17 protein-coding genes and 1 tRNA gene are annotated in these 20,045 nt (G+C 44.9%); 16 read left to right on the forward strand and 2 right to left on the reverse strand.

What is annotated here, in order from left to right; genetic code table 11:
- The first annotated feature begins 79 nt into the window (after positions 1-79).
- Positions 80-164: transfer RNA gene (locus BCT81_RS15630), tRNA-Leu, on the forward strand.
- 156 nt (positions 165-320) lie between these two features.
- The gene (locus BCT81_RS15635; RefSeq protein WP_102425027.1) at positions 321-1,367 is read left to right on the forward strand and encodes a lactonase family protein; all 1,047 of its coding nucleotides are present in this window, start codon (positions 321-323) and stop codon (positions 1,365-1,367) included.
- A 68-nt stretch (positions 1,368-1,435) separates the two neighbouring features.
- Here BCT81_RS15635 and BCT81_RS15640 read toward each other — a convergent pair whose 3' ends face one another.
- Positions 1,436-2,611: a 2-octaprenyl-3-methyl-6-methoxy-1,4-benzoquinol hydroxylase gene (locus tag BCT81_RS15640; RefSeq protein ID WP_102425028.1), complete on the reverse strand. Its 1,176-nt coding sequence runs from the start codon at positions 2,609-2,611 to the stop codon at positions 1,436-1,438.
- Between the two features lie 307 nt (positions 2,612-2,918).
- On the opposite strand from BCT81_RS15640, the gene miaB reads away from it, so the two are divergent.
- The 5 genes from miaB to lnt all read left to right on the forward strand — a co-directional run bounded on the left by miaB (position 2,919) and on the right by lnt (position 8,651).
- On the forward strand, positions 2,919-4,343 hold the full coding sequence (miaB, locus tag BCT81_RS15645; protein ID WP_004737649.1) for a tRNA (N6-isopentenyl adenosine(37)-C2)-methylthiotransferase MiaB: 1,425 nt from the start codon (positions 2,919-2,921) through the stop codon (positions 4,341-4,343).
- A gap of 165 nt (positions 4,344-4,508) precedes the next feature.
- Positions 4,509-5,630 carry a PhoH family protein gene (locus BCT81_RS15650; protein ID WP_102425029.1) on the forward strand — a complete coding sequence of 374 codons (1,122 nt, stop codon included), beginning with the start codon at positions 4,509-4,511 and terminating at the stop codon, positions 5,628-5,630.
- Positions 5,631-6,092 carry an rRNA maturation RNase YbeY gene (gene ybeY / locus BCT81_RS15655; RefSeq protein ID WP_061033215.1) on the forward strand — a complete coding sequence of 154 codons (462 nt, stop codon included), beginning with the start codon at positions 5,631-5,633 and terminating at the stop codon, positions 6,090-6,092.
- 118 nt (positions 6,093-6,210) lie between these two features.
- Positions 6,211-7,101 (forward strand): CNNM family magnesium/cobalt transport protein CorC, encoded by an 891-nt coding sequence (gene corC, locus BCT81_RS15660; protein WP_004737645.1) that lies wholly within the window; start codon positions 6,211-6,213, stop codon positions 7,099-7,101.
- A 32-nt stretch (positions 7,102-7,133) separates the two neighbouring features.
- A complete protein-coding gene (lnt, locus tag BCT81_RS15665) occupies positions 7,134-8,651 on the forward strand; it encodes an apolipoprotein N-acyltransferase (protein WP_102425030.1) in 1,518 nt (505 codons plus the stop codon).
- A gap of 72 nt (positions 8,652-8,723) precedes the next feature.
- Here lnt and BCT81_RS15670 read toward each other — a convergent pair whose 3' ends face one another.
- A complete protein-coding gene (locus tag BCT81_RS15670) occupies positions 8,724-9,194 on the reverse strand; it encodes a zinc ribbon-containing protein (protein ID WP_102425031.1) in 471 nt (156 codons plus the stop codon).
- A gap of 262 nt (positions 9,195-9,456) precedes the next feature.
- Here BCT81_RS15670 and leuS point away from each other — a divergent pair, with 262 nt between their 5' ends.
- The 9 genes from leuS (at position 9,457) to BCT81_RS15715 (ending at position 19,870) form a co-directional block, all read left to right on the forward strand.
- Positions 9,457-12,033 carry a leucine--tRNA ligase gene (gene leuS / locus BCT81_RS15675; RefSeq protein WP_102425032.1) on the forward strand — a complete coding sequence of 859 codons (2,577 nt, stop codon included), beginning with the start codon at positions 9,457-9,459 and terminating at the stop codon, positions 12,031-12,033.
- 165 nt (positions 12,034-12,198) lie between these two features.
- Complete coding sequence (lptE, locus tag BCT81_RS15680) at positions 12,199-12,852, forward strand: LPS assembly lipoprotein LptE (RefSeq protein WP_102425033.1); 654 nt, start codon at positions 12,199-12,201, stop codon at positions 12,850-12,852.
- A gap of 12 nt (positions 12,853-12,864) precedes the next feature.
- Positions 12,865-13,890, forward strand: coding sequence for a DNA polymerase III subunit delta (gene holA, locus BCT81_RS15685; protein WP_102425034.1), 1,026 nt, complete (start codon positions 12,865-12,867; stop codon positions 13,888-13,890).
- 50 nt (positions 13,891-13,940) lie between these two features.
- Positions 13,941-14,258 (forward strand): ribosome silencing factor, encoded by a 318-nt coding sequence (gene rsfS / locus BCT81_RS15690; RefSeq protein WP_008224165.1) that lies wholly within the window; start codon positions 13,941-13,943, stop codon positions 14,256-14,258.
- Positions 14,259-14,261: 3 nt separating this feature from the next.
- A complete protein-coding gene (rlmH, locus tag BCT81_RS15695; RefSeq protein ID WP_004737638.1) occupies positions 14,262-14,732 on the forward strand; it encodes a 23S rRNA (pseudouridine(1915)-N(3))-methyltransferase RlmH in 471 nt (156 codons plus the stop codon).
- Between the two features lie 6 nt (positions 14,733-14,738).
- The gene (mrdA, locus tag BCT81_RS15700) at positions 14,739-16,631 is read left to right on the forward strand and encodes a penicillin-binding protein 2 (RefSeq protein WP_102425035.1); all 1,893 of its coding nucleotides are present in this window, start codon (positions 14,739-14,741) and stop codon (positions 16,629-16,631) included.
- Positions 16,631-17,752 carry a rod shape-determining protein RodA gene (gene rodA / locus BCT81_RS15705; RefSeq protein WP_102425036.1) on the forward strand — a complete coding sequence of 374 codons (1,122 nt, stop codon included), beginning with the start codon at positions 16,631-16,633 and terminating at the stop codon, positions 17,750-17,752. Before mrdA ends, rodA begins: the two co-directional genes overlap by 1 nt.
- A 3-nt stretch (positions 17,753-17,755) precedes the next feature.
- Complete coding sequence (locus BCT81_RS15710; protein ID WP_102425037.1) at positions 17,756-18,595, forward strand: septal ring lytic transglycosylase RlpA family protein; 840 nt, start codon at positions 17,756-17,758, stop codon at positions 18,593-18,595.
- A gap of 93 nt (positions 18,596-18,688) precedes the next feature.
- The gene (locus tag BCT81_RS15715) at positions 18,689-19,870 is read left to right on the forward strand and encodes a serine hydrolase (protein ID WP_081090352.1); all 1,182 of its coding nucleotides are present in this window, start codon (positions 18,689-18,691) and stop codon (positions 19,868-19,870) included.
- Positions 19,871-20,045: the final 175 nt, after the last annotated feature.

Genomic DNA, 20,045 nt, shown 5'->3' on the forward strand with positions numbered 1-20,045 from the left:
ATTTATAACTCCTTGCAATAGCAATGAGCACAACGTTTTATTGAGTCACCAATACTCAGTATGACTACAAAGATTTGCTGCGGTCGTGGCGGAATTGGTAGACGCACCAGATTTAGGTTCTGGCGCCGAGAGGTGTGAGAGTTCAAGTCTCTCCGACCGCACCATCATTAAATAGAACCCAGCTTTTTAGCTGGGTTTTATTTTATCTGGAATATGTAAATCTGATAACTCCGTCACCAAGTATTTCTCCCCATTTAATCACTTCATGACTTTTTTATAAGACAATGCCTACTCCACTTTCTAATTGAGTATGACGCCTTATGAAAAATCTCACTTTAACGATCGGTTGCTACACAGACACTCCCAGTAAAAGCCAAGGCGTGTATCAGGCTCAGTTAGACTTGGAAAACGGTCAACTATTACCTTTGGAACTCATTACAGAGTGTACTAACCCATCTTTTGTCGTCGCGACCGAGCTTGGTATCTATACCGCGTCTGAAGTTGAGCAACCCAAACAGCCACAGTTGATTCATATCGCTAATGCTAGCTCAAAGACCGCTAGTAACTCAGGTGCTATCTCCGGCGATCATCCTTGTCATATCACCATAGATCCTAGCCATAAGTTTGCAATTACTTCTCAATACTCATCAGGTTCATTCGATATTTTTAGTTTAAGTATCAATGGCAATATCGATAAACGACTTAAAACAATAGCTATGGTGGGGTCAGGACCAAACAAAGAGCGTCAGACCGCTCCACATGCTCATCAATGTCTGTTCTTACAAAACTCACCACAATTTGTCACCGTCGACCTTGGCGCTGATCGAATCAATTTCTATTGCTTTGATGAAGAACAGGAAGAGTTTCTAGACGAACCAATGCAATCCATTAAAGTCCCTGCGGGCAATGGACCTCGTCATCTCGTCTTCAACAAAGACGAAAATAAAGCCTATGTAATCTGTGAACTCTCTGAAACGATACTGATGATGGAGAAAACTCTTGGGAAATGGAGTATTGTCGAAGAGATCGACGCGCTGCCAAATATGGAAAAAGGAGAAGCAACGGCTGCAATAAAACTATCGCCGGATGAGCAATTTCTCTATGTCTCTTGTCGACATCAATCGATGATCAGTTGCTTCAGAGTCGAGCCAACAACGAAAATGCCTATTTTTATTGATAGCTATAGTTCTGAAGGCAACTTCCCTCGTGATTTTCATATTACTCATGACGGTGAATGGCTTATCGCCGCAAACCAGCACACTAGCAACATCACGTCATTCAAGCGAAATACAGAAGACGGCTCTCTGGTTTACACGGGCTACTCATTAGAGCTAGATGCGCCAGTTTGTGTGACACAGCAGCGATAGACATCATAGAATACAAAAAAGGAGAGCATTCGCTCTCCTTCTCTTTATAAAGTGTCTGTAATACTCAATTAAAGGCCCAGAGCATACTTCAAAACTTGAGTTTTAATCGGCCCTGAGTTCTCTGCTAGCTTGAGTGCAGCATTACGCACAAACTTAAGTGGACCAATATCATTACTGAACGTCTTATAGAAGAAATCCATACCGCTTTGCATCACTAGGTTGTCACCTCTTCTCATCACCTCATAGCATCTTACTACAGAATGATTCAGCTCGCCTTTTTCTTTGGTTACATCCAATAGAGCTGCAACATCTTTGAAACCTAAATTCACCCCCTGCCCTGCTAATGGGTTAATCGTGTGTGCCGAGTCTCCAACCAGAATGCAGTTGTTCTTAAAATAAGATTGCGCATGACGTCGAGTTAAAGGGAAAGAACCAGAGTTGAGTACTTTGATGCCTCCTAGCTCAGCAGGAAAGTTAGCAAGTACTTCATTGCGAAGCTTGTCTGGGCTCATTGCCGACAGTTGCTTAATGCGAGATGGCGAGTCGTACCAAACTAAAGAGCCCTGCCCAACTTCCTGGTCTCCTGAATTAAAAGAGCACAAAGGGAGGAATGAACGCGGCCCGCTAGGTAAAAACTGTTGCCAAGTAATATCTTGCTGAGGGAGCTCGGTTTCTACATTGATCAGCATGCAGTGCTGACGGTAGTCCCAAGCAGTGATACCAATGCCCGCTTGCTGTCTAACTGCAGAATTCGCACCATCGGCACCAACCACCCACTTCGCTGACAACTCGATACCAGATTGAAGCTTAACAGTATTAGTTTCGCCAAATTCGATAGAGTCCAACTTTTCAGGACACAGCAGGTCTAAGTTGTCATAAGCATCGAACTGAGACCATAAGCCCAATTGGATAAGTCGGTTTTCAACAATGTAGCCTAAACGAGGCAAATCAAGTGACGCTGCATCAAATCGAGTACGACATTCTGGGTGTTCCCACGTTTCTAGGCGCTTGTATGAGCAAACTCGCATTGCAGCAATGTTCTGCCATGCGCCAAGATCGTCAAGTAAATCGACTGACGCTTGAGAAATCGCTGATACTCGAATGTCCATAGCTTGCGACTCATCAAATGCTTGGGGCGCAAAACCTTCGATCACAGCAACCTGCATTCCTTGCTTAGCAAAACCAATCGCTGTTGCCGCACCAACCATGCCGCCGCCGACGACCACAATATCGTAACTGTTCATATTTTGTACTTATCAGTTTGATTCTTTGACTGTTTTTAATTGTACGTTTTCACAACGAACTTGTAACCAAAAACCTTATTTGAAAAATGGGTTACCCCTTGCTACATCTAGTGTTAACGAGAATAAAAACCACTTCCGAAGAGATTTTATCAGACTACTAGTCAGTCGGTTTTGAAACCAGTACAATACGCCTCTTGCCGCTAGGGTGAGCCATAAAATGAATACCTAATTATGGCCATCGACTCTCGCGGATAGATACCGGGCGATTTGCTCCCTTAAATTAAACTAACGATCGAGCGAACAAAAAATGAGTAAGAAACTGCTAATTAAAACTTGGGGCTGTCAGATGAACGAATACGATTCATCAAAAATGGCTGACCTGCTAAATGCCGCAAATGGCTATGAGCTAACTGAAGTACCTGAGGAAGCAGATGTACTACTACTGAATACTTGTTCTATCCGTGAAAAAGCGCAAGAAAAAGTATTCCACCAGCTTGGTCGTTGGAAAACGCTAAAAGATAAAAAAGAAGGCGTGGTAATCGGTGTGGGTGGCTGTGTAGCGACTCAAGAAGGCGACCACATTCGTCAACGTGCACCATACGTAGACGTTATCTTTGGCCCTCAAACACTGCACCGTCTTCCAGAGATGATCAAATCTTCTCTATCAAACGAAGCGCCAGTGATGGACATCTCTTTCCCTGAGATCGAAAAGTTCGATAGCCTACCTGAGCCTCGTGCTGAAGGTGCAACTGCATTCGTTTCGATCATGGAAGGCTGTTCTAAGTACTGTACTTACTGCGTGGTACCTTACACTCGTGGTGAAGAAGTTAGCCGTCCAATGGATGATGTACTGTTCGAAGTTGCTCAACTTGCAGAACAAGGTGTACGTGAAGTTAACCTGCTAGGTCAAAACGTAAACGCATACCGTGGTCCAACTCACGAAGGTGATATCTGCACATTTGCAGAGCTGCTTCGTCTTGTGGCTTCTATCGATGGTATCGACCGTATTCGTTTCACCACAAGCCACCCGCTTGAGTTCGGTGATGACATCATCGCAGTATACGAGGATACACCTGAGCTTGTGAGCTTCCTTCACCTACCAGTACAGAGTGGTAGTGACCGTATCCTTACGATGATGAAACGTCCTCATACGGCTATCGAGTACAAGTCGATTATTCGTAAGCTTCGTAAAGCGCGTCCTGACATTCAAATCAGTTCTGACTTTATCGTTGGTTTCCCTGGTGAATCTAACCAAGATTTCCAAGACACGATGAAACTGATCAAAGACGTTGATTTCGATATGAGCTTCAGCTTTATCTTCTCTCCTCGTCCGGGTACACCTGCTGCAGACTACCCATGTGACGTGCCTGAGCAAGAGAAGAAAGATCGCCTATACGAACTACAACAAACCGTAAACTCACAAGCAATGCGCTACTCTCGCTTAATGCTTGGTACTGAGCAACGTGTACTGGTTGAAGGTCCATCGAAGAAGAACCTGATGGAACTTCGCGCACGTACAGAGAACAACCGTGTTGTTAACTTCGAAGGTAACGCGGATCTAATCGGTCAATTTGTTGATGTGAAGATCACTGACGTATTCGCAAACTCTCTACGTGGTGAGTTGGTTCGTACAGAGAAGGATATGGACCTACGTAGCATCATCTCTCCAACACAGATGATGGCTAACACAAAACGTGAAGATGAGCTGGGTGTGGCAACATTTACGCCATAAGCAAAACATCTAGGTTCAGCAAAAAGCTGACCAACAAAGCTTGAAATTACCTAACTAAGTGACCATCTTAGAAATAGGGAAATCGCCACTAGAAGCCCGGTCCCAATCGGGCTTCTTGCTCTTTGTTTACTGGAAAGAGTGGGTGGCACAAAATGAGAGGCTAATTTGAGCAATAAAATCGTTACCCTAGAAATCAATCTAGAACCCGCAGATAACCATCGCCTTGCAAGCCTTTGTGGCCCATTCGATGACAACATCAAACACCTTGAGCGCCGTTTAGGTGTCGAGATTAACTACCGCAGCAACTTCTTCACTATTGTTGGTAAGCCTCATACGGCTGCTGCTGCACTCGATATTATTAAGCGCCTGTATGTTGAATCTGCTCCGGTCAAAGGCACGATTCCAGACATCGAGCCAGAACAAATTCACTTGGCTATCAAAGAGTCTGGTGTTTTAGAACAGAATGTAGAGTCTGATATTGAACACGGCAAAGAAGTATTCATTAAGACCAAAAAAGGCGTGATTAAGCCGCGTACACCAAACCAAGCGCAATACCTAATGAATATGGTGACGCATGACATCACCTTTGGTATCGGTCCTGCTGGTACGGGTAAAACGTATTTAGCTGTCGCTGCTGCAGTAGACGCATTAGAGCGCCAAGAGATTCGTCGCATTCTATTAACGCGCCCTGCGGTTGAAGCGGGTGAAAAGTTAGGTTTCCTGCCTGGTGACTTAAGCCAAAAAGTAGACCCATATTTACGTCCACTTTACGATGCACTTTTTGAAATGCTGGGCTTTGAACGTGTTGAGAAGCTGATTGAGCGTAACGTGATTGAGGTTGCACCTCTTGCGTACATGCGTGGTCGTACACTGAACGATGCCTTCATCATTCTTGATGAGAGCCAGAACACGACTGTTGAACAGATGAAAATGTTCCTGACTCGTATTGGCTTCAACTCTCGTGCGGTAATCACAGGTGATATCACTCAAATCGATTTACCTCGTGGTGCAAAATCTGGCTTGCGTCATGCGACCGAAGTTCTAAGTGAAGTCGATGACATCAGCTTCAACTTCTTTATGTCGGAAGACGTAGTCCGCCACCCTGTGGTTGCGCGTATTGTTAACGCTTACGAGAAATGGGAAGCGAAAGACCAGAAAGAGCGTAAAGAGTTTGAGAAACGTAAACGTGAAGAGCGCGAAGCGAAACTTCTTGAGACTCAGCAAGCGGTTACGACACAATTAGCAACACAAAATAGTTCTGTGATTGCAGAACAAGGTGATAAATAGATGTCTATTGAACTAGACCTACAATTAGCGGTCGAAAATGAGCAAGGTCTTCCAACAGAGCAGGACATTCAGCTTTGGTTGGACAAGACCATACCTCAGTTTCAAAAGAGCGCTGAGCTTACTATCCGTATCGTAGATACAGAAGAAAGCCATCAGCTAAATCATGAATATCGTGGTAAAGATAAGCCAACTAACGTGCTATCTTTCCCATTCGAGGCTCCTCCTGGGATCGAGTTAGATCTTCTAGGTGACCTCATTATCTGTCGCCAAGTTGTCGAAAAAGAAGCAGAAGAGCAAAATAAGCCTCTGCTAGCACACTGGGCTCATATGGTTGTACATGGCAGTCTGCATCTGCTAGGTTATGATCATATCGAAGATGATGAAGCTGAAGAGATGGAGTCACTCGAGACAGAAATCATGCAAGCTATGGGGTTTGAAGACCCATATATTCTAGAAAAGTAAATCGATTCTAGTGACATAGATTGCAGAGAAACAATAACTCATCGAACCTGTAATGTTCAGGAATCTGAGTTGTGATGTGTGCTATCACACTTCTGATAGCGTTATTTTTTGAGAAATCATGAACGAAGGTAACCCCCCCACTTCTGAGGGAAGTAAAAAATCTGAAGGTCCGAGTAGAAAGTCCTTCTTTGAACGCCTAGGCCAACTATTTCAAGGCGAGGTAAAAGACCGCCAAGAGCTCGTAGACGTAATCCGCGACTCAGAAATTAATGACCTAATTGACCACGACACTCGCGACATGCTCGAAGGTGTTATGGAGATTTCAGAGATGCGAGTACGCGACATCATGCTACCTCGCTCTCAAATGGTTACAGTAGAACGCACCGATGATTTAGATACATTGATTGCGTTGATTACTGATGCTCAACACTCTCGCTACCCAGTGATCAGTGAAGATAAAGACCATGTTGAAGGCATTCTATTAGCGAAGGACCTACTTAAGTACTTGGGTTCAGACAGTGCCCCATTTGATATCGAACAAGTGATTCGCCCTGCGGTTGTTGTTCCTGAAAGTAAGCGTGTTGATCGCCTACTCAAGGAGTTCCGTGAAGAGCGTTACCACATGTCTATCGTTGTTGATGAGTTTGGCGGTGTCTCTGGCCTAGTAACCATTGAAGATATCCTCGAAGAAATCGTTGGTGAAATTGAAGACGAGTTCGACGATGAAGAAGAGTTAGATATCCGTAAGCTGAGCAAGCATACCTTCTCTGTTAAAGCTTTAACCACCATTGAAGAGTTCAACAACACGTTTGATACTGCTTTCAGTGATGATGAAGTGGATACAGTAGGCGGCATGGTTATGACAGCACTCGGTCATCTGCCAGTTCGTGGCGAAATTGTAGAAATCGAAAACTACCATTTCAAAATAACATCAGCAGATAATCGTCGCGTGATTCAGCTACAGGTAACCATTCCTGACGAGCAACCTCTTCCGACTATCGAAGAATAACCACTTCTCTCTAAAGAGATGACAGAAATTAGATGACTAATACTTTTATTCATCGCCTATTACGGCCGCTTGCGGCCGTTTTTGTTGGCGCTATAACCACCCTCTCATTCGCTCCATACTCAATATGGCCTCTTGCCATTCTCAGCCCAGCTTTATTACTGCTACTGATCCACAATCGTTCACCTAAGAGTGCACTTTGGATTGGTTATGCATGGGGCCTAGGTCAGTTCACTACAGGAATCAGCTGGGTATACGTCAGTATTGACGGCTTTGGCGGTATGCCACTAGCAGCCAACCTATTTTTGATGGCACTGCTTGTTGGCTACCTAGCTGTTTATTCAGGGCTATTTACTTGGAGTTTGAACAAGTTCTTCCCTGCTAATAATTTAAGCCGATTCTTCTTAGCCGCTCCGGCATTATGGTTAATCAGTGATTGGCTACGCGGCTGGGTAATGACAGGCTTCCCATGGCTGTGGTTGGGCTATAGCCAAATCGACTCTCCGTTAGGCTCTTTCGCACCAATTGGTGGTGTCGAGCTAGTGACTCTTGCCATTATCGTTTCAGCATCAGCGTTTGCTTATGCGGTTATAAACAGAGCCTGGAGCATCGTTGTTATTCCTGCAGTCGTATTTAGTACTGGCTTTGGTATTCGCAACATCGATTGGGTAACACCGAATCCTGAAAAAACCACCTCAGTGGTGTTGATTCAAGGTAATGTCGACCAGGACAGCAAATGGCTGCCAAGTCACCGCTGGCCGACTATGATGAAATACACTGACCTAAGCAGGGAAAACTGGGATGCAGATATCATCATCTGGCCAGAGGCCGCGATCCCTGCTTTTGAAGTCGAGATACCGTCTTTCCTACGTAACTTAGATAGCGCAGCTAAGATGAACAACAGTTCCATCATCACAGGTGTACTGAACCAGTCTGAAGATAAGAAATACTACAACAGTATTCTTTCTCTTGGTGTTAACCCATATGGTGAATACAGCTATGACCCAGACGAGCGCTACCACAAACATCACCTATTACCATTTGGTGAGTTTGTACCCTTTGAAGATATATTGCGTCCATTAGCACCGTTCTTTAACTTGCCAATGTCATCGTTCAGTCGTGGCGATTTCATCCAGCCAAACATTGTTGCTAACGGTCGTCATCTAGCGCCAGCTCTGTGTTATGAGATCATCTTTAATGATCAAGTAAGACAGAATGTGACAGACGATACGGACTTTATTCTGACGCTCTCTAACGATGCGTGGTTTGGCCGTTCAATTGGTCCACTACAACACATGGAAATCGCTCAAATGCGTGCCCTAGAGCTTGGTAAGCCACTTATTCGCTCGACCAACAACGGCGTGACAGCCGTGACGGACTACAAAGGCAATATCATCAAGCAAATACCTCAGTTTGAAACGGCAGTACTAAAAGCTGAGCTTGTTTCAACAGATGGCCAAACGCCTTACCGCGTGGTCGGTACTTGGCCATTGTATATTTGGGTGCTACTAAGCTTGGTAATTGGCTGGGTTGTGAGAAAACCAAAGAACTAGATTCGACATGAAATAACTTGAAGGGTTGGCCGTTTGGTCAACCCTTTGTGTTTATGCCGTATATGGGGAGATTTACGGCTTTAATGCTTTGCGATTAAACCCTTTCGAGCCGCACTTGATACATGGAATGATGGTCGTTGGATGGTTATATTCAGTTTGATGACCACACTCATCACAGACAAGTGTACCCAAGCCAATCACTTCGCCAGCTTGATATAAGCCTTGGTGCTCTAAATCTTGGAATAGCTCGACCCACTCGACTTTGGTGCGATCGGTAATATCTAGAAGCCCCTGCCAAATAGAATCTGCAATCATCAGATAAAATGGACCGCTTTTGCTCTCTTCGTAGCTCTCAGCAAACTCTTTCAAGTCTGACTTCACGTAGGCCGAGATCAGCGACAGCTCATCTTTGGTCATGTCATTGGCGGCTTTCGCATATTTGCCTGATGTTTCGATTTTGTTGTTAAGCTCTTCAGGACTATGCTTCAGCGTTTCGATAACCTCTTCAACCACTTCTTCATAGAGTGCTTTTTTCTTCGGCATAACAACCTCCTTAAGATAACCAACGTTATAGTGAGTAAACGAAGCGCTGCTATGCACTCTCGCTTACAAACAAATGCAATTCATACTCTTAAGTATAGTTGCCCTGCGAAATTCAGTGAAAATTACGCCATCTACGAGTCAGCAACTGCAAGTATGAAGGGTATAACTATTGTTGTACTAAGCTCCTTTAGGTATTCTATGACGATCTGTAAGATTCTGTTCTAACCGAACTCACAAATTCCAAGATAACCGGATACCATCGATGCAAGAACAATATAACCCGCAAGAGATTGAACAAAAGGTTCAACAACACTGGGATAACAGCGAAACTTTCGTTGTAAGTGAAGACCCAAACAAAGAAAAATTCTACTGTCTTTCTATGTTCCCGTACCCAAGTGGCCGACTGCACATGGGGCACGTGCGTAACTACACCATCGGTGATGTGGTATCTCGTTTCCAACGTCTACAAGGCAAAAACGTAATGCAGCCAATTGGTTGGGATGCATTCGGCCTACCAGCAGAAAACGCAGCTGTTAAAAACAATACAGCACCTGCACCATGGACTTACGAAAACATTGAGTACATGAAGAACCAGCTTAAGCTTCTAGGCTTTGGTTACGACTGGAACCGTGAATTCGCAACATGTACTCCAGAGTACTACCGTTGGGAACAAGAGTTCTTCACTAAGCTTTACGAAAAAGGCCTAGTTTACAAGAAGACGTCTTCTGTGAACTGGTGTCCAAACGACCAAACCGTACTGGCAAACGAGCAAGTGGAAGACGGTTGCTGCTGGCGTTGTGATACTCCAGTAGAACAAAAGAAAATTCCACAGTGGTTTATTAAAATCACTGAGTATGCTCAAGAGCTACTAGACGATCTAGACAACCTTGAAGGTTGGCCTGAAATGGTTAAGACCATGCAGCGCAACTGGATCGGTCGCTCTGAAGGTGTTGAGCTATCTTTCGCTGTTAACGGTGAAGAAGCACCACTAGAAGTGTACACAACTCGTCCAGATACACTAATGGGTGTTTCTTACGTTGGTATCGCTGCAGGTCACCCTCTTGCAGAGAAAGCATCGAAAAACAACCCAGAGCTTGCTGCATTCGTTGAAGAGTGTCGTAACACTAAAGTTGCTGAGGCTGAACTGGCAACGATGGAAAAGAAAGGTATGGATACTGGCCTAACGGCTATCCACCCTCTTAACGGTCGTGTTGTTCCTGTTTACGTAGCTAACTTCGTTCTTATGGATTACGGCACAGGTGCGGTAATGGCGGTTCCTGCTCACGATCAACGTGACTACGAGTTCGCAACTAAGTACGACATCGATATCATCCCAGTAATCAAACCTGAAGATGGTTCTGAACTAGACGTGTCTGAAGCGGCTTACACTGAAAAAGGTGTACTGTTCGACTCTGGTGAATTCGATGGTCTTGCGTTCCAAGAAGCATTCGATGCAATTGCTGCGAAGCTTGAAGCTGAAGGCAAAGGTAAGAAGACAGTAAACTTCCGTCTACGTGACTGGGGTGTATCTCGTCAGCGTTACTGGGGTGCTCCAATCCCAATGGTAACCACTGAAAACGGTGAAGTTCACCCAGTACCAGCAGACCAGCTACCTGTGATTCTTCCTGAAGATGTGGTAATGGATGGTGTTACTAGCCCAATCAAGGCTGACAAGTCTTGGGCAGAAACAACATTCAACGGCGAACCTGCTCTACGTGAAACAGACACGTTCGATACGTTTATGGAGTCTTCTTGGTACTACGCTCGTTACTGTTCACCACAAGCTGACGATATCCTAGATCCAGAAAAAGCGAACTACTGGCTACCAGTAGACCAGTACATCGGGGGTATCGAGCACGCTTGTATGCACCTACTGTACTCTCGTTTCTTCCACAAATTGCTACGTGACGCTGGTTACGTAACGTCTGACGAACCATTCAAGCAACTACTATGTCAAGGCATGGTACTAGCAGATGCGTTCTACCACGAAAACGAGAAAGGCACTAAAGAGTGGGTTGCACCTACTGACGTTGCTGTAGAGCGTGACGGTAAAGGCCGCATCACGTCTGCGAAAGACAACCAAGGCCGTGACGTTGCTCACTCAGGCATGATCAAGATGTCTAAGTCGAAAAACAACGGTATCGACCCACAAGAGATGGTAGACAAGTACGGTGCTGACACAGTACGTCTATTCATGATGTTCGCTTCTCCTGCAGATATGACACTTGAGTGGCAAGAGTCTGGTGTTGAAGGTGCAAACCGTTTCCTTAAGCGTGTATGGAAACTGGTTCACGCTCACTCTTCTAAGGGTGCAGCTGAATCTGTTGACGTTGCAGCACTTTCTGGTGACCAAAAAGCGCTTCGTCGTGATGTTCACAAGACTATCTCGAAAGTAACGGACGATATCGGCCGTCGTCAAACGTTCAACACGGCGATCGCTGCGATCATGGAACTGATGAACAAACTGGCGAAAGCACCTCAAGAATCTGCACAAGATCGTGCAATCCTTGACGAAGCACTGAAAGCAGTGGTTCGCATGCTTTACCCAATGACTCCTCACATCTCTTACGAAATGTGGATTGCTCTTGGTGAATCAGACGTTGACTCTGCAACATGGCCAACATTTGACGAAAAAGCACTAGTTGAAGACGAGAAGACTATCGTTGTTATGATCAACGGTAAGCTGCGTGCGAAGCTAACTGTGGCAGCTGATGCAACAGAAGAGCAGGTTCGTGAGCTTGGTCTGAACGATGAGAACGCGAAGAAGTTCCTAGATGGCTTAACGATCCGTAAAGTTATCTTCGTACCTGGTAAGCTTCTAAACATCGTTGCTAACTAATCTTTGTAGACTAAAGCGAACTTAATTCGTTTTTGGCAGTCTCTAGACAGGGTAATGACATTGCCCTGTCTACTTATTTAAACGCTTTACTTTCAGTGACTAACCTCACGCCAACAAACTAAAGCCTTTAAATAAGTATTCTACCTTCATGAGAGCCATCAAATAATGCGCCTGATTTCACTATCTTCATTGAAAGTTACTATTGTTGTTCTAACCGTAAGCCTACTTAGTGCCTGTGGTTTTCACCTGCGTGGTGACTACTCGGTACCAGAAAAACTCAACAAGATTTCGGTAACCAGTTACGACCAATACAGTACGTTTACACGTATGATGAAAGGCCAACTGCGTATGAATGATGTAGAAATTGTGCCACCAGCAGAAAATACCCCTAACCTGCATATCATTAGCGAGAGTGTTAGTGAGCGTACTTTATCGCTATACCAAAATACTCGTGCTGCTGAGAAAGAACTTACGTTCCGCGCTTCATACCGCGTAACGATTCCAGATCTCGGTGCTAAAACCTTCTCAACGAGTGTTACCCGCAGTTACCTCGATAACCCGTTAACGGCTCTTGCAAAATCGGTTGAACGCGACATGATCGAAGATGAAATGCGCAAGCTAGCAACTAGCCAAATCCTTCGTCAGATGGCTCGCCTAAAAGCCAACATTGCCGCTGGTAGCATGAATCTAGAGTCTTTAGAAACTGTGCAAGTTAAAGAGCTTGAAAAGCAATACAACATCAAGAATGTTGAGATTGACGACGTTGAAATCGAACCAAGCACAGAACAGCAACCAGAGCTCAGCGAATCTGCTCAATAATAGGTTGATTTGATGCGTATTTTTGCTGACCGCTTACCAGAACAACTTGCTAAACAGCTGAGCAACGTTTACCTGATCTTTGGTAATGAACCACTGCTATTGCAAGAAAGCCGAGAAGCGATTCAAAAAGCGGCTAAACAACAAGGTTTCGAGGAACGTCACCGCTTTGCGATTGATAATAGTATGGACTGGAACCAAGTCTATGACTGTACTCAAGCGCTAAGCCTGTTTTCTAGCCGTCAAATCATTGAGCTTGAACTACCAGAGTCAGGCGTGAATGCCGCAATAGCCAAAGAACTGTTGGCTATCTCTGAGCATATCCACAGCGATATCTTGCTAATTCTTGTTGGCACCAAACTGACAAAAGCCCAAGAAAACGCTAAGTGGTTTAAATCGCTCTCTAGCCAGGGACATTGGGTAAGTTGCCTGACACCTGATGTCAGCAGGCTGCCTCAGTTTGTTCAAGCACGCTGTCGTCAAGTCGGGTTATCACCAGACCCTGAAGCTATTCAAATGCTGGCGCAGTGGCATGAAGGCAATCTGTTTGCACTCACACAAAGCCTCGAAAAGCTGGCGCTTCAGTATCCAGATGGAAAGCTAACCTTAGTACGCTTAGAAGAGTCACTGAGCCGACACAACCACTTCACTCCATTCCATTGGAGTGATGCCCTATTGGCAGGGAAAGGGAATCGAGCACAGAGAATCCTAAGACAACTCGAAGCTGAGGGTGTCGAACCAGTTATTCTGCTGCGAAGCGTGCAAAGAGAGCTTGCGTTGCTACTACAAATGCAACAACAAATGAAACTCATGCCGATCGGTCAGGTTTTCGAAAGACATCGTATCTGGCAATCGAAAAAGCCGCTTTATAACGCCGCGCTAACAAGAGTTTCAATTTCTCAATTACACTCACTGTTTGCGTTGCTGACCCAAGCAGAATTGATAACAAAAACGCAGTATGAGCAGTCGCCTTGGCCACTAATCCATCAGTTGAGCGTTGAGTTTTGTATCCCTTCAGCTTCAATACCATCTCACGCATAAAAGCGTGTTATGATCTTAGTAGAACCAAATTCAGATTTAAGGAACACCCAGTGTTACGTGAAGAACTAAAAGACTTTCTTGCAGACAAAGCTGACGACATGAAAGCAGAATCTATTGTGACCATCGATGTAGAAGGCAAATCAAGTGTGACGGATTACATGATCGTTTGTACTGGTACTTCTAAGCGCCACGTAGCTTCAATTGCTCAGCATGTTGCTGACGAAGTAAAGAAAGCCGGTCTTGAACCACTTGGTATGGACGGCCAGCAAGAAGGCGAATGGGTTGTACTAGATATGGGTACAAGCATGCTTCACGTTATGCAAGAAGAGCATCGTGAACTGTACCAACTAGAAAAACTTTGGGGCTAAACGTTGAAGATCCAGTTAATCGCGGTTGGCACGAAAATGCCAAAGTGGGTTGAAGAAGGGTTTAACGAATATAAACGCCGCTTCCCTCACGACATGCCTTTAGAACTCGTTGAAATCACGGCAGGTAAGCGTGGTAAGAACGCTGATATCGCTCGTATTCTTCAGAAAGAAGGCGAAGCCATGTTGGCTGCGGTGCCAAAAGGCAACCGAATTGTGACTCTAGATATCCCAGGAAGAAAATGGGACACACCACAACTTGCTGAGCAATTGGAAAGCTGGAAGTTGGATGGACGTGATGTTTCTATCCTGATTGGCGGGCCTGAAGGATTAGCACCTGCATGTAAAGCGGCCGCAGACCAAAGTTGGTCTCTGTCTGCGCTTACTCTCCCTCACCCATTAGTACGCGTTATCATGGCTGAAAGCTTGTATCGAGCTTGGAGCATCACTGCTAACCACCCTTATCATCGAGAATAAGCGTTAATGTTACGTAAACGTAGCCAAATCCGTGATTACAAAGCAGAAGCACGACTATTTACTAGCCGTGCTTTTGTTGCGTTTGCAGGCATCATAGTCATGATGTCCTTGTTGGTTGTTAACCTCTACAACATTCAGGTCAACCAATATCAAGACTATAAAACTCGCTCTAATGACAACCGTATTAAGGTAGTACCAATCGCGCCAAACCGCGGTTTGATTTACGATCGAAACGGTGTACTTCTTGCCGAGAACCGTCCGGTTTTCAACCTAGAAATCACACCAGAAAAAATTAAAGATATGGACGACACGCTTGTCCGTCTGCAAAAGTTAATCGAGATCCCACCAGAGCGTATTGAACGATTTAACCGTGAGCGCCGTAATTCACGACGCTTTAAATCAGTACCCATTCTTAATCAGCTGACAGAATCACAGGTAGCTGTCTTCTCGGTAAATCAACACAAATTCCCAGGTGTTGAGGTTACAGGTACCTTAAAGCGCTTTTATCCATACGGTGATGTGCTTACCCACGTTATCGGTTATGTCTCTCGTATCAACGACCGTGACATGCAGCGATTGGTGCGAGAAGAAAAAGACGCCAATTACCAAGCAACCCGTGATATTGGTAAGCTAGGTATTGAGCGCTATTACGAAGATTTGCTACACGGTACAGCCGGCTACCAAGAAGTCGAAGTAAACAGCCGTGGACGTGTTATTCGCACGCTAAAGTTTGTTCCTTCTGTTCCGGGTAAAGATATTGTATTGAACCTGGATATCAACCTTCAGCTTTACGTTCATAAGCTACTCGATGGACGCCGTGGCTCAGCAGTTGTATTGGATCCAAAAGACAACGGCGTATTAGCGATGGTTTCAAGCCCGAGCTATGACCCGAATGCGTTCGTGCATGGCATTTCCTCTAAAGGGTATAACGCACTGCTTCAGGATAAGAACCGTCCTCTAGTAAATCGAACCACACTTGGCATCTATCCACCAGCATCAACGATCAAACCCTTCATGGCCGTTGCAGCTTTACAAGAAGGTGTCATCACACCGAATACCACACGTAACGACCCTGGCTACTGGAAGATCCCGAACTCTAAAACTCGACCATTCAGAGATTGGTTACGTTGGGGACACGGTAAAGTCGATATCGTAAAAGCCATCGAAGAGTCGGTGGACACTTTCTTCTACCAGATCGCTTATGACCTAGGTATAGATCGCATATCCAAATGGATGATGATGTTTGGATTTGGCGATTACACGGGCATCGATATTTACGAAGAAAGTAAAGCCAACATGCCAACCCGAGACTGGAAAATGGCCAGACACCGTGTGCCATGGTACCAAGGTGACACAATCCCTGTAGGTATCGGCCAAGGCTACTGGACGGCCACACCAATGCAGATTGCAAAAGCGACCTCTGTGCTGGTCAATAAGGGCGAGGTAACAGCACCTCACCTATTGCGTGCCACCATTGAAAACGGTCACCCATTCGACGAGCAAGTTATGTCGGACATTGAAACTTACCCGCCACTAACAGGCGTTAAGAAGAAGTACTGGGATATCGCTCAAGAAGGTATGAAGCTGGCTAACCACGGTAAAAAAGGGACAGCAAGACGCTCATTCCAAAATATGTCTTACGTTACCGCAGGTAAATCAGGTACAGCACAAGTCTTTGGTCTGAAAGAAGATGAAGAGTACAACGCCGATGAAATTGCTGAGCACCTACGTGACCACGCATTGTTTACTGGCTACGCACCAATCGAAGACCCTGAAGCTGTTGTCACTATCGTTCTAGAAAATGCTGGCGGTGGTTCATCTAATGGCGGCCCAGTAGTAAGACGAATTCTAGACCACATTATCCTTGCAGAAGATTATCAAAGCGAGCCAATAAAATAATGAAACTTGATCCTTCAACAGGACGAAACAGAGCCTTATTTGAAAGGCTCCATATCGATCTGCCACTCTTACTCGGCATTCTAGTTTTAATGGGCTTTGCCTTATTAATCATGTACAGCGCGAGTGGGCAAAGCCTAGCGATGATGGATCGCCAGGCGATGCGTATGGCACTCTCTTTGGGCGTAATGATCTTCTTAGCTCAGATATCACCACGTACCTACGAGACTTTAGCGCCAGTGCTATTCGCAGGCGGCGTTATTCTGCTACTAGGCGTACTTTTCTTTGGCGAAGCCTCTAAAGGTGCGCAGCGTTGGCTTAATTTCGGCTTTGTTCGCTTCCAGCCCTCAGAGCTCTTAAAGCTAGCCGTGCCTTTAATGCTGGCGAGATTTATTGGTAAGCGCTCATTACCTCCGACATTCCAAACCTTGACGATCTCGCTGGTTATGGTGTTTGTACCAACCATTCTTATCGCCAAGCAGCCCGATTTAGGCACCTCAATCCTTATCGCGGCATCGGGTATCTTCGTGATATTCCTAGCAGGTATTAGCTGGAAGATCATTGCCAGTGCAGCTGTTGCCTTGGGCGCATTTATCCCAATTCTGTGGTTCTTCTTAATGCGTGAATACCAAAAGGTACGTGTAAGAACCCTTTTTGATCCTGAATCTGATCCATTAGGTGCGGGTTACCACATCATTCAAAGTAAGATTGCGATAGGTTCAGGCGGTATATCCGGAAAAGGCTGGCTACAAGGGACTCAGTCTCAACTAGAGTTCATTCCTGAGCGCCATACTGACTTCATCTTCGCGGTTATTGCTGAAGAATGGGGCATGATAGGTATCTTGTTCTTACTGGCTATCTACCTATTCATTATTGGACGTGGTTTGTACCTAGCAAGCCAAGCGCAAACGGCCTTTGGTCGAATGATGGGCGGCAGTATTGTACTGAGCTTCTTCGTTTATATTTTTGTAAATATTGGCATGGTAAGTGGCATTCTACCGGTTGTAGGTGTACCTCTTCCTTTGGTCAGCTATGGCGGTACCTCTATGGTTACCCTAATGGCTGGTTTTGGTATTTTAATGTCCATCCACACACACAGAAAAGCATTCTCAAAGGCGACCTAATCGATGTCTATTACAACGTTTTCAAAAAAAGCATCCTTGGTTGATGAGCTGCCCATCAAAAAAATAGTCTCAATTCTGGGCTTAGCGATTTTAATCAATGGCTGTTCCTCGCAGAAGCCAAGTGGCCGCTACGATATCGATTCAGATATCGCGCCTGATGCCCCTATCTCGGTCGAGCATCTAGAGGACGCGCATCCTCAATATGAACCGTACAGCCTAGGCGGTAACAGTGACTACACTCTGCGTGGTGAAGATTACAAAATCGTAAAAGAAACCGAAGGCTTCACCGAAAAAGGCAAAGCGTCTTGGTATGGCAAAAAATTTCATGGTCATTTGACGTCTAACGGCGAGATTTACGACATGTATTCAATGTCGGCAGCGCACAAAACATTGCCTATTCCAAGCTATGTAAAAGTCACTAATACCGACAACAACAAAACAACGATTGTGCGTATTAATGATCGCGGCCCATTCCATGAAGGCCGAATCATTGACCTCAGTTATGCTGCGGCTTACAAGCTTGATGTCTTAAGGACAGGTACCGCAAATGTTGAGATTGAAGTAATCAAAGTAGCGATGCCAACTGATGCTAAAAAGAAGGCAGCTTTGCCACAATTTATTATTCAAGTCGCAACATCGCAACATGAAGACAGAACGGAGAAGTTAGCCAAAGATCTCAGCGAAAAGCTAGCAGTAGCAAGCTTCTTGCAGCCAAATGATGGTCAATACCGACTAATGCTTGGGCCATTTCATGACTATGCTCTGACTCAAGAGAAATTAGAACAGGTTAAGCTGATGGGTTACCCTTCTGCTTATATCAAGAAACACACGCTAACTCGCTAATTAATCTGACAGTAACCTCTGGTAATCAGCGCTCTGGTGTGACAGAGTGATTCTGGTAAGATATGAATAGTTCACCAAATAATTGCATTCAAAATGATTAAATCTAATAAACTTGTTAAAACGATTTTTGCTACTTCTGTTGCGCTTTCAGCAACAATAGCTACATCGTCATTCGCTGCTCCAATTGTTGTTCCTGATGCACCACAAATCGCCGCTAAAGGTTTTGTTCTGATGGATTACCATTCAGGCAAAGTACTAGCAGAGAAAGAGATGAATACTCAACTTTCTCCAGCAAGTTTAACCAAGATGATGACGAGCTACGTAATCGGTCAAGAACTTGAGCGTGGTAACATCAACCTAAACGACGATGTTGTAATCAGTGAAAATGCTTGGGCTAAAAACTTCCCAGACTCATCTAAAATGTTCGTTGAAGTTGGCACAACGGTTAAAGTTGAAGAACTGAACCGCGGTATCATCATTCAATCAGGTAACGATGCTTGTGTAGCAATGGCTGAGCACATTGCTGGCTCAGAAGACGCATTCGTTGACCTAATGAACGCATGGGCAAGCTCTATCGGCATGAAAGACACGCACTTTGCTAACGTGCACGGTCTAGACAACCCGAACCTATACTCAACGCCTTACGATATGGCACTGCTTGGTCAGGCGCTAATTCGTGACGTTCCTGATGAGTACCGTATCTACTCACAGAAAAAATTCACATACAACGGCATCACCCAATACAACCGTAATGGTCTGTTGTGGGACAAGAGCATGAACGTTGATGGCATTAAAACAGGCCACACAAGCAATGCAGGTTACAGCCTAGTAAGCTCAGCAACAGAAGGCAAAATGCGCCTAGTTGCGGTTGTGATGGGTACTAAGAATGCAAACGCTCGTAAAACAGAAAGCAAAAAGCTGCTTAGCTACGGCTTCCGCTTCTTCGAAACAGTAGCACCACACACTGCTGGTGAAACTTTCGTAGAAGAAAAAATCTGGATGGGTAGCAAAGATACGGTAGCGCTAGGTGTTGATGAAGATACTTTCGTCACTCTGCCTCGCGGCCAAGCTAAAGACCTTAAAGCAAGCTTTGTACTTGAGAAAGAGCTAGAAGCGCCAATCAGCAAAGGTGATGTTGTTGGTAAACTTTTCTACCAAGTTGATGGTGAAGATGTTGCGGAATACCCACTACTAGCACTTGAAGACGTAGAGCAAGGCAGCCTATTTAGCCGCCTATGGGATTACCTAGTACTGCTATTCAAAGGCTTGTTCTAAGTAAGTCCAAGGTTTTGTTCTAAACAAAAACTAAGCTTGCTAGAAAGCTAACCTAATGAGTAAGTTCATGATTTACTCTTTAGCGAAACAAAAGCCGCCATGTGAACTGACCCCCAATAGTTGGACACCAATTATTGGGGGTCTTTTTATGTCCAAATATAGCCGAGAGCTAAAA

This window comes from Vibrio sp. 10N.261.52.A1 (assembly GCF_002876325.1).
Lineage (GTDB): Bacteria > Pseudomonadota > Gammaproteobacteria > Enterobacterales > Vibrionaceae > Vibrio > Vibrio chagasii.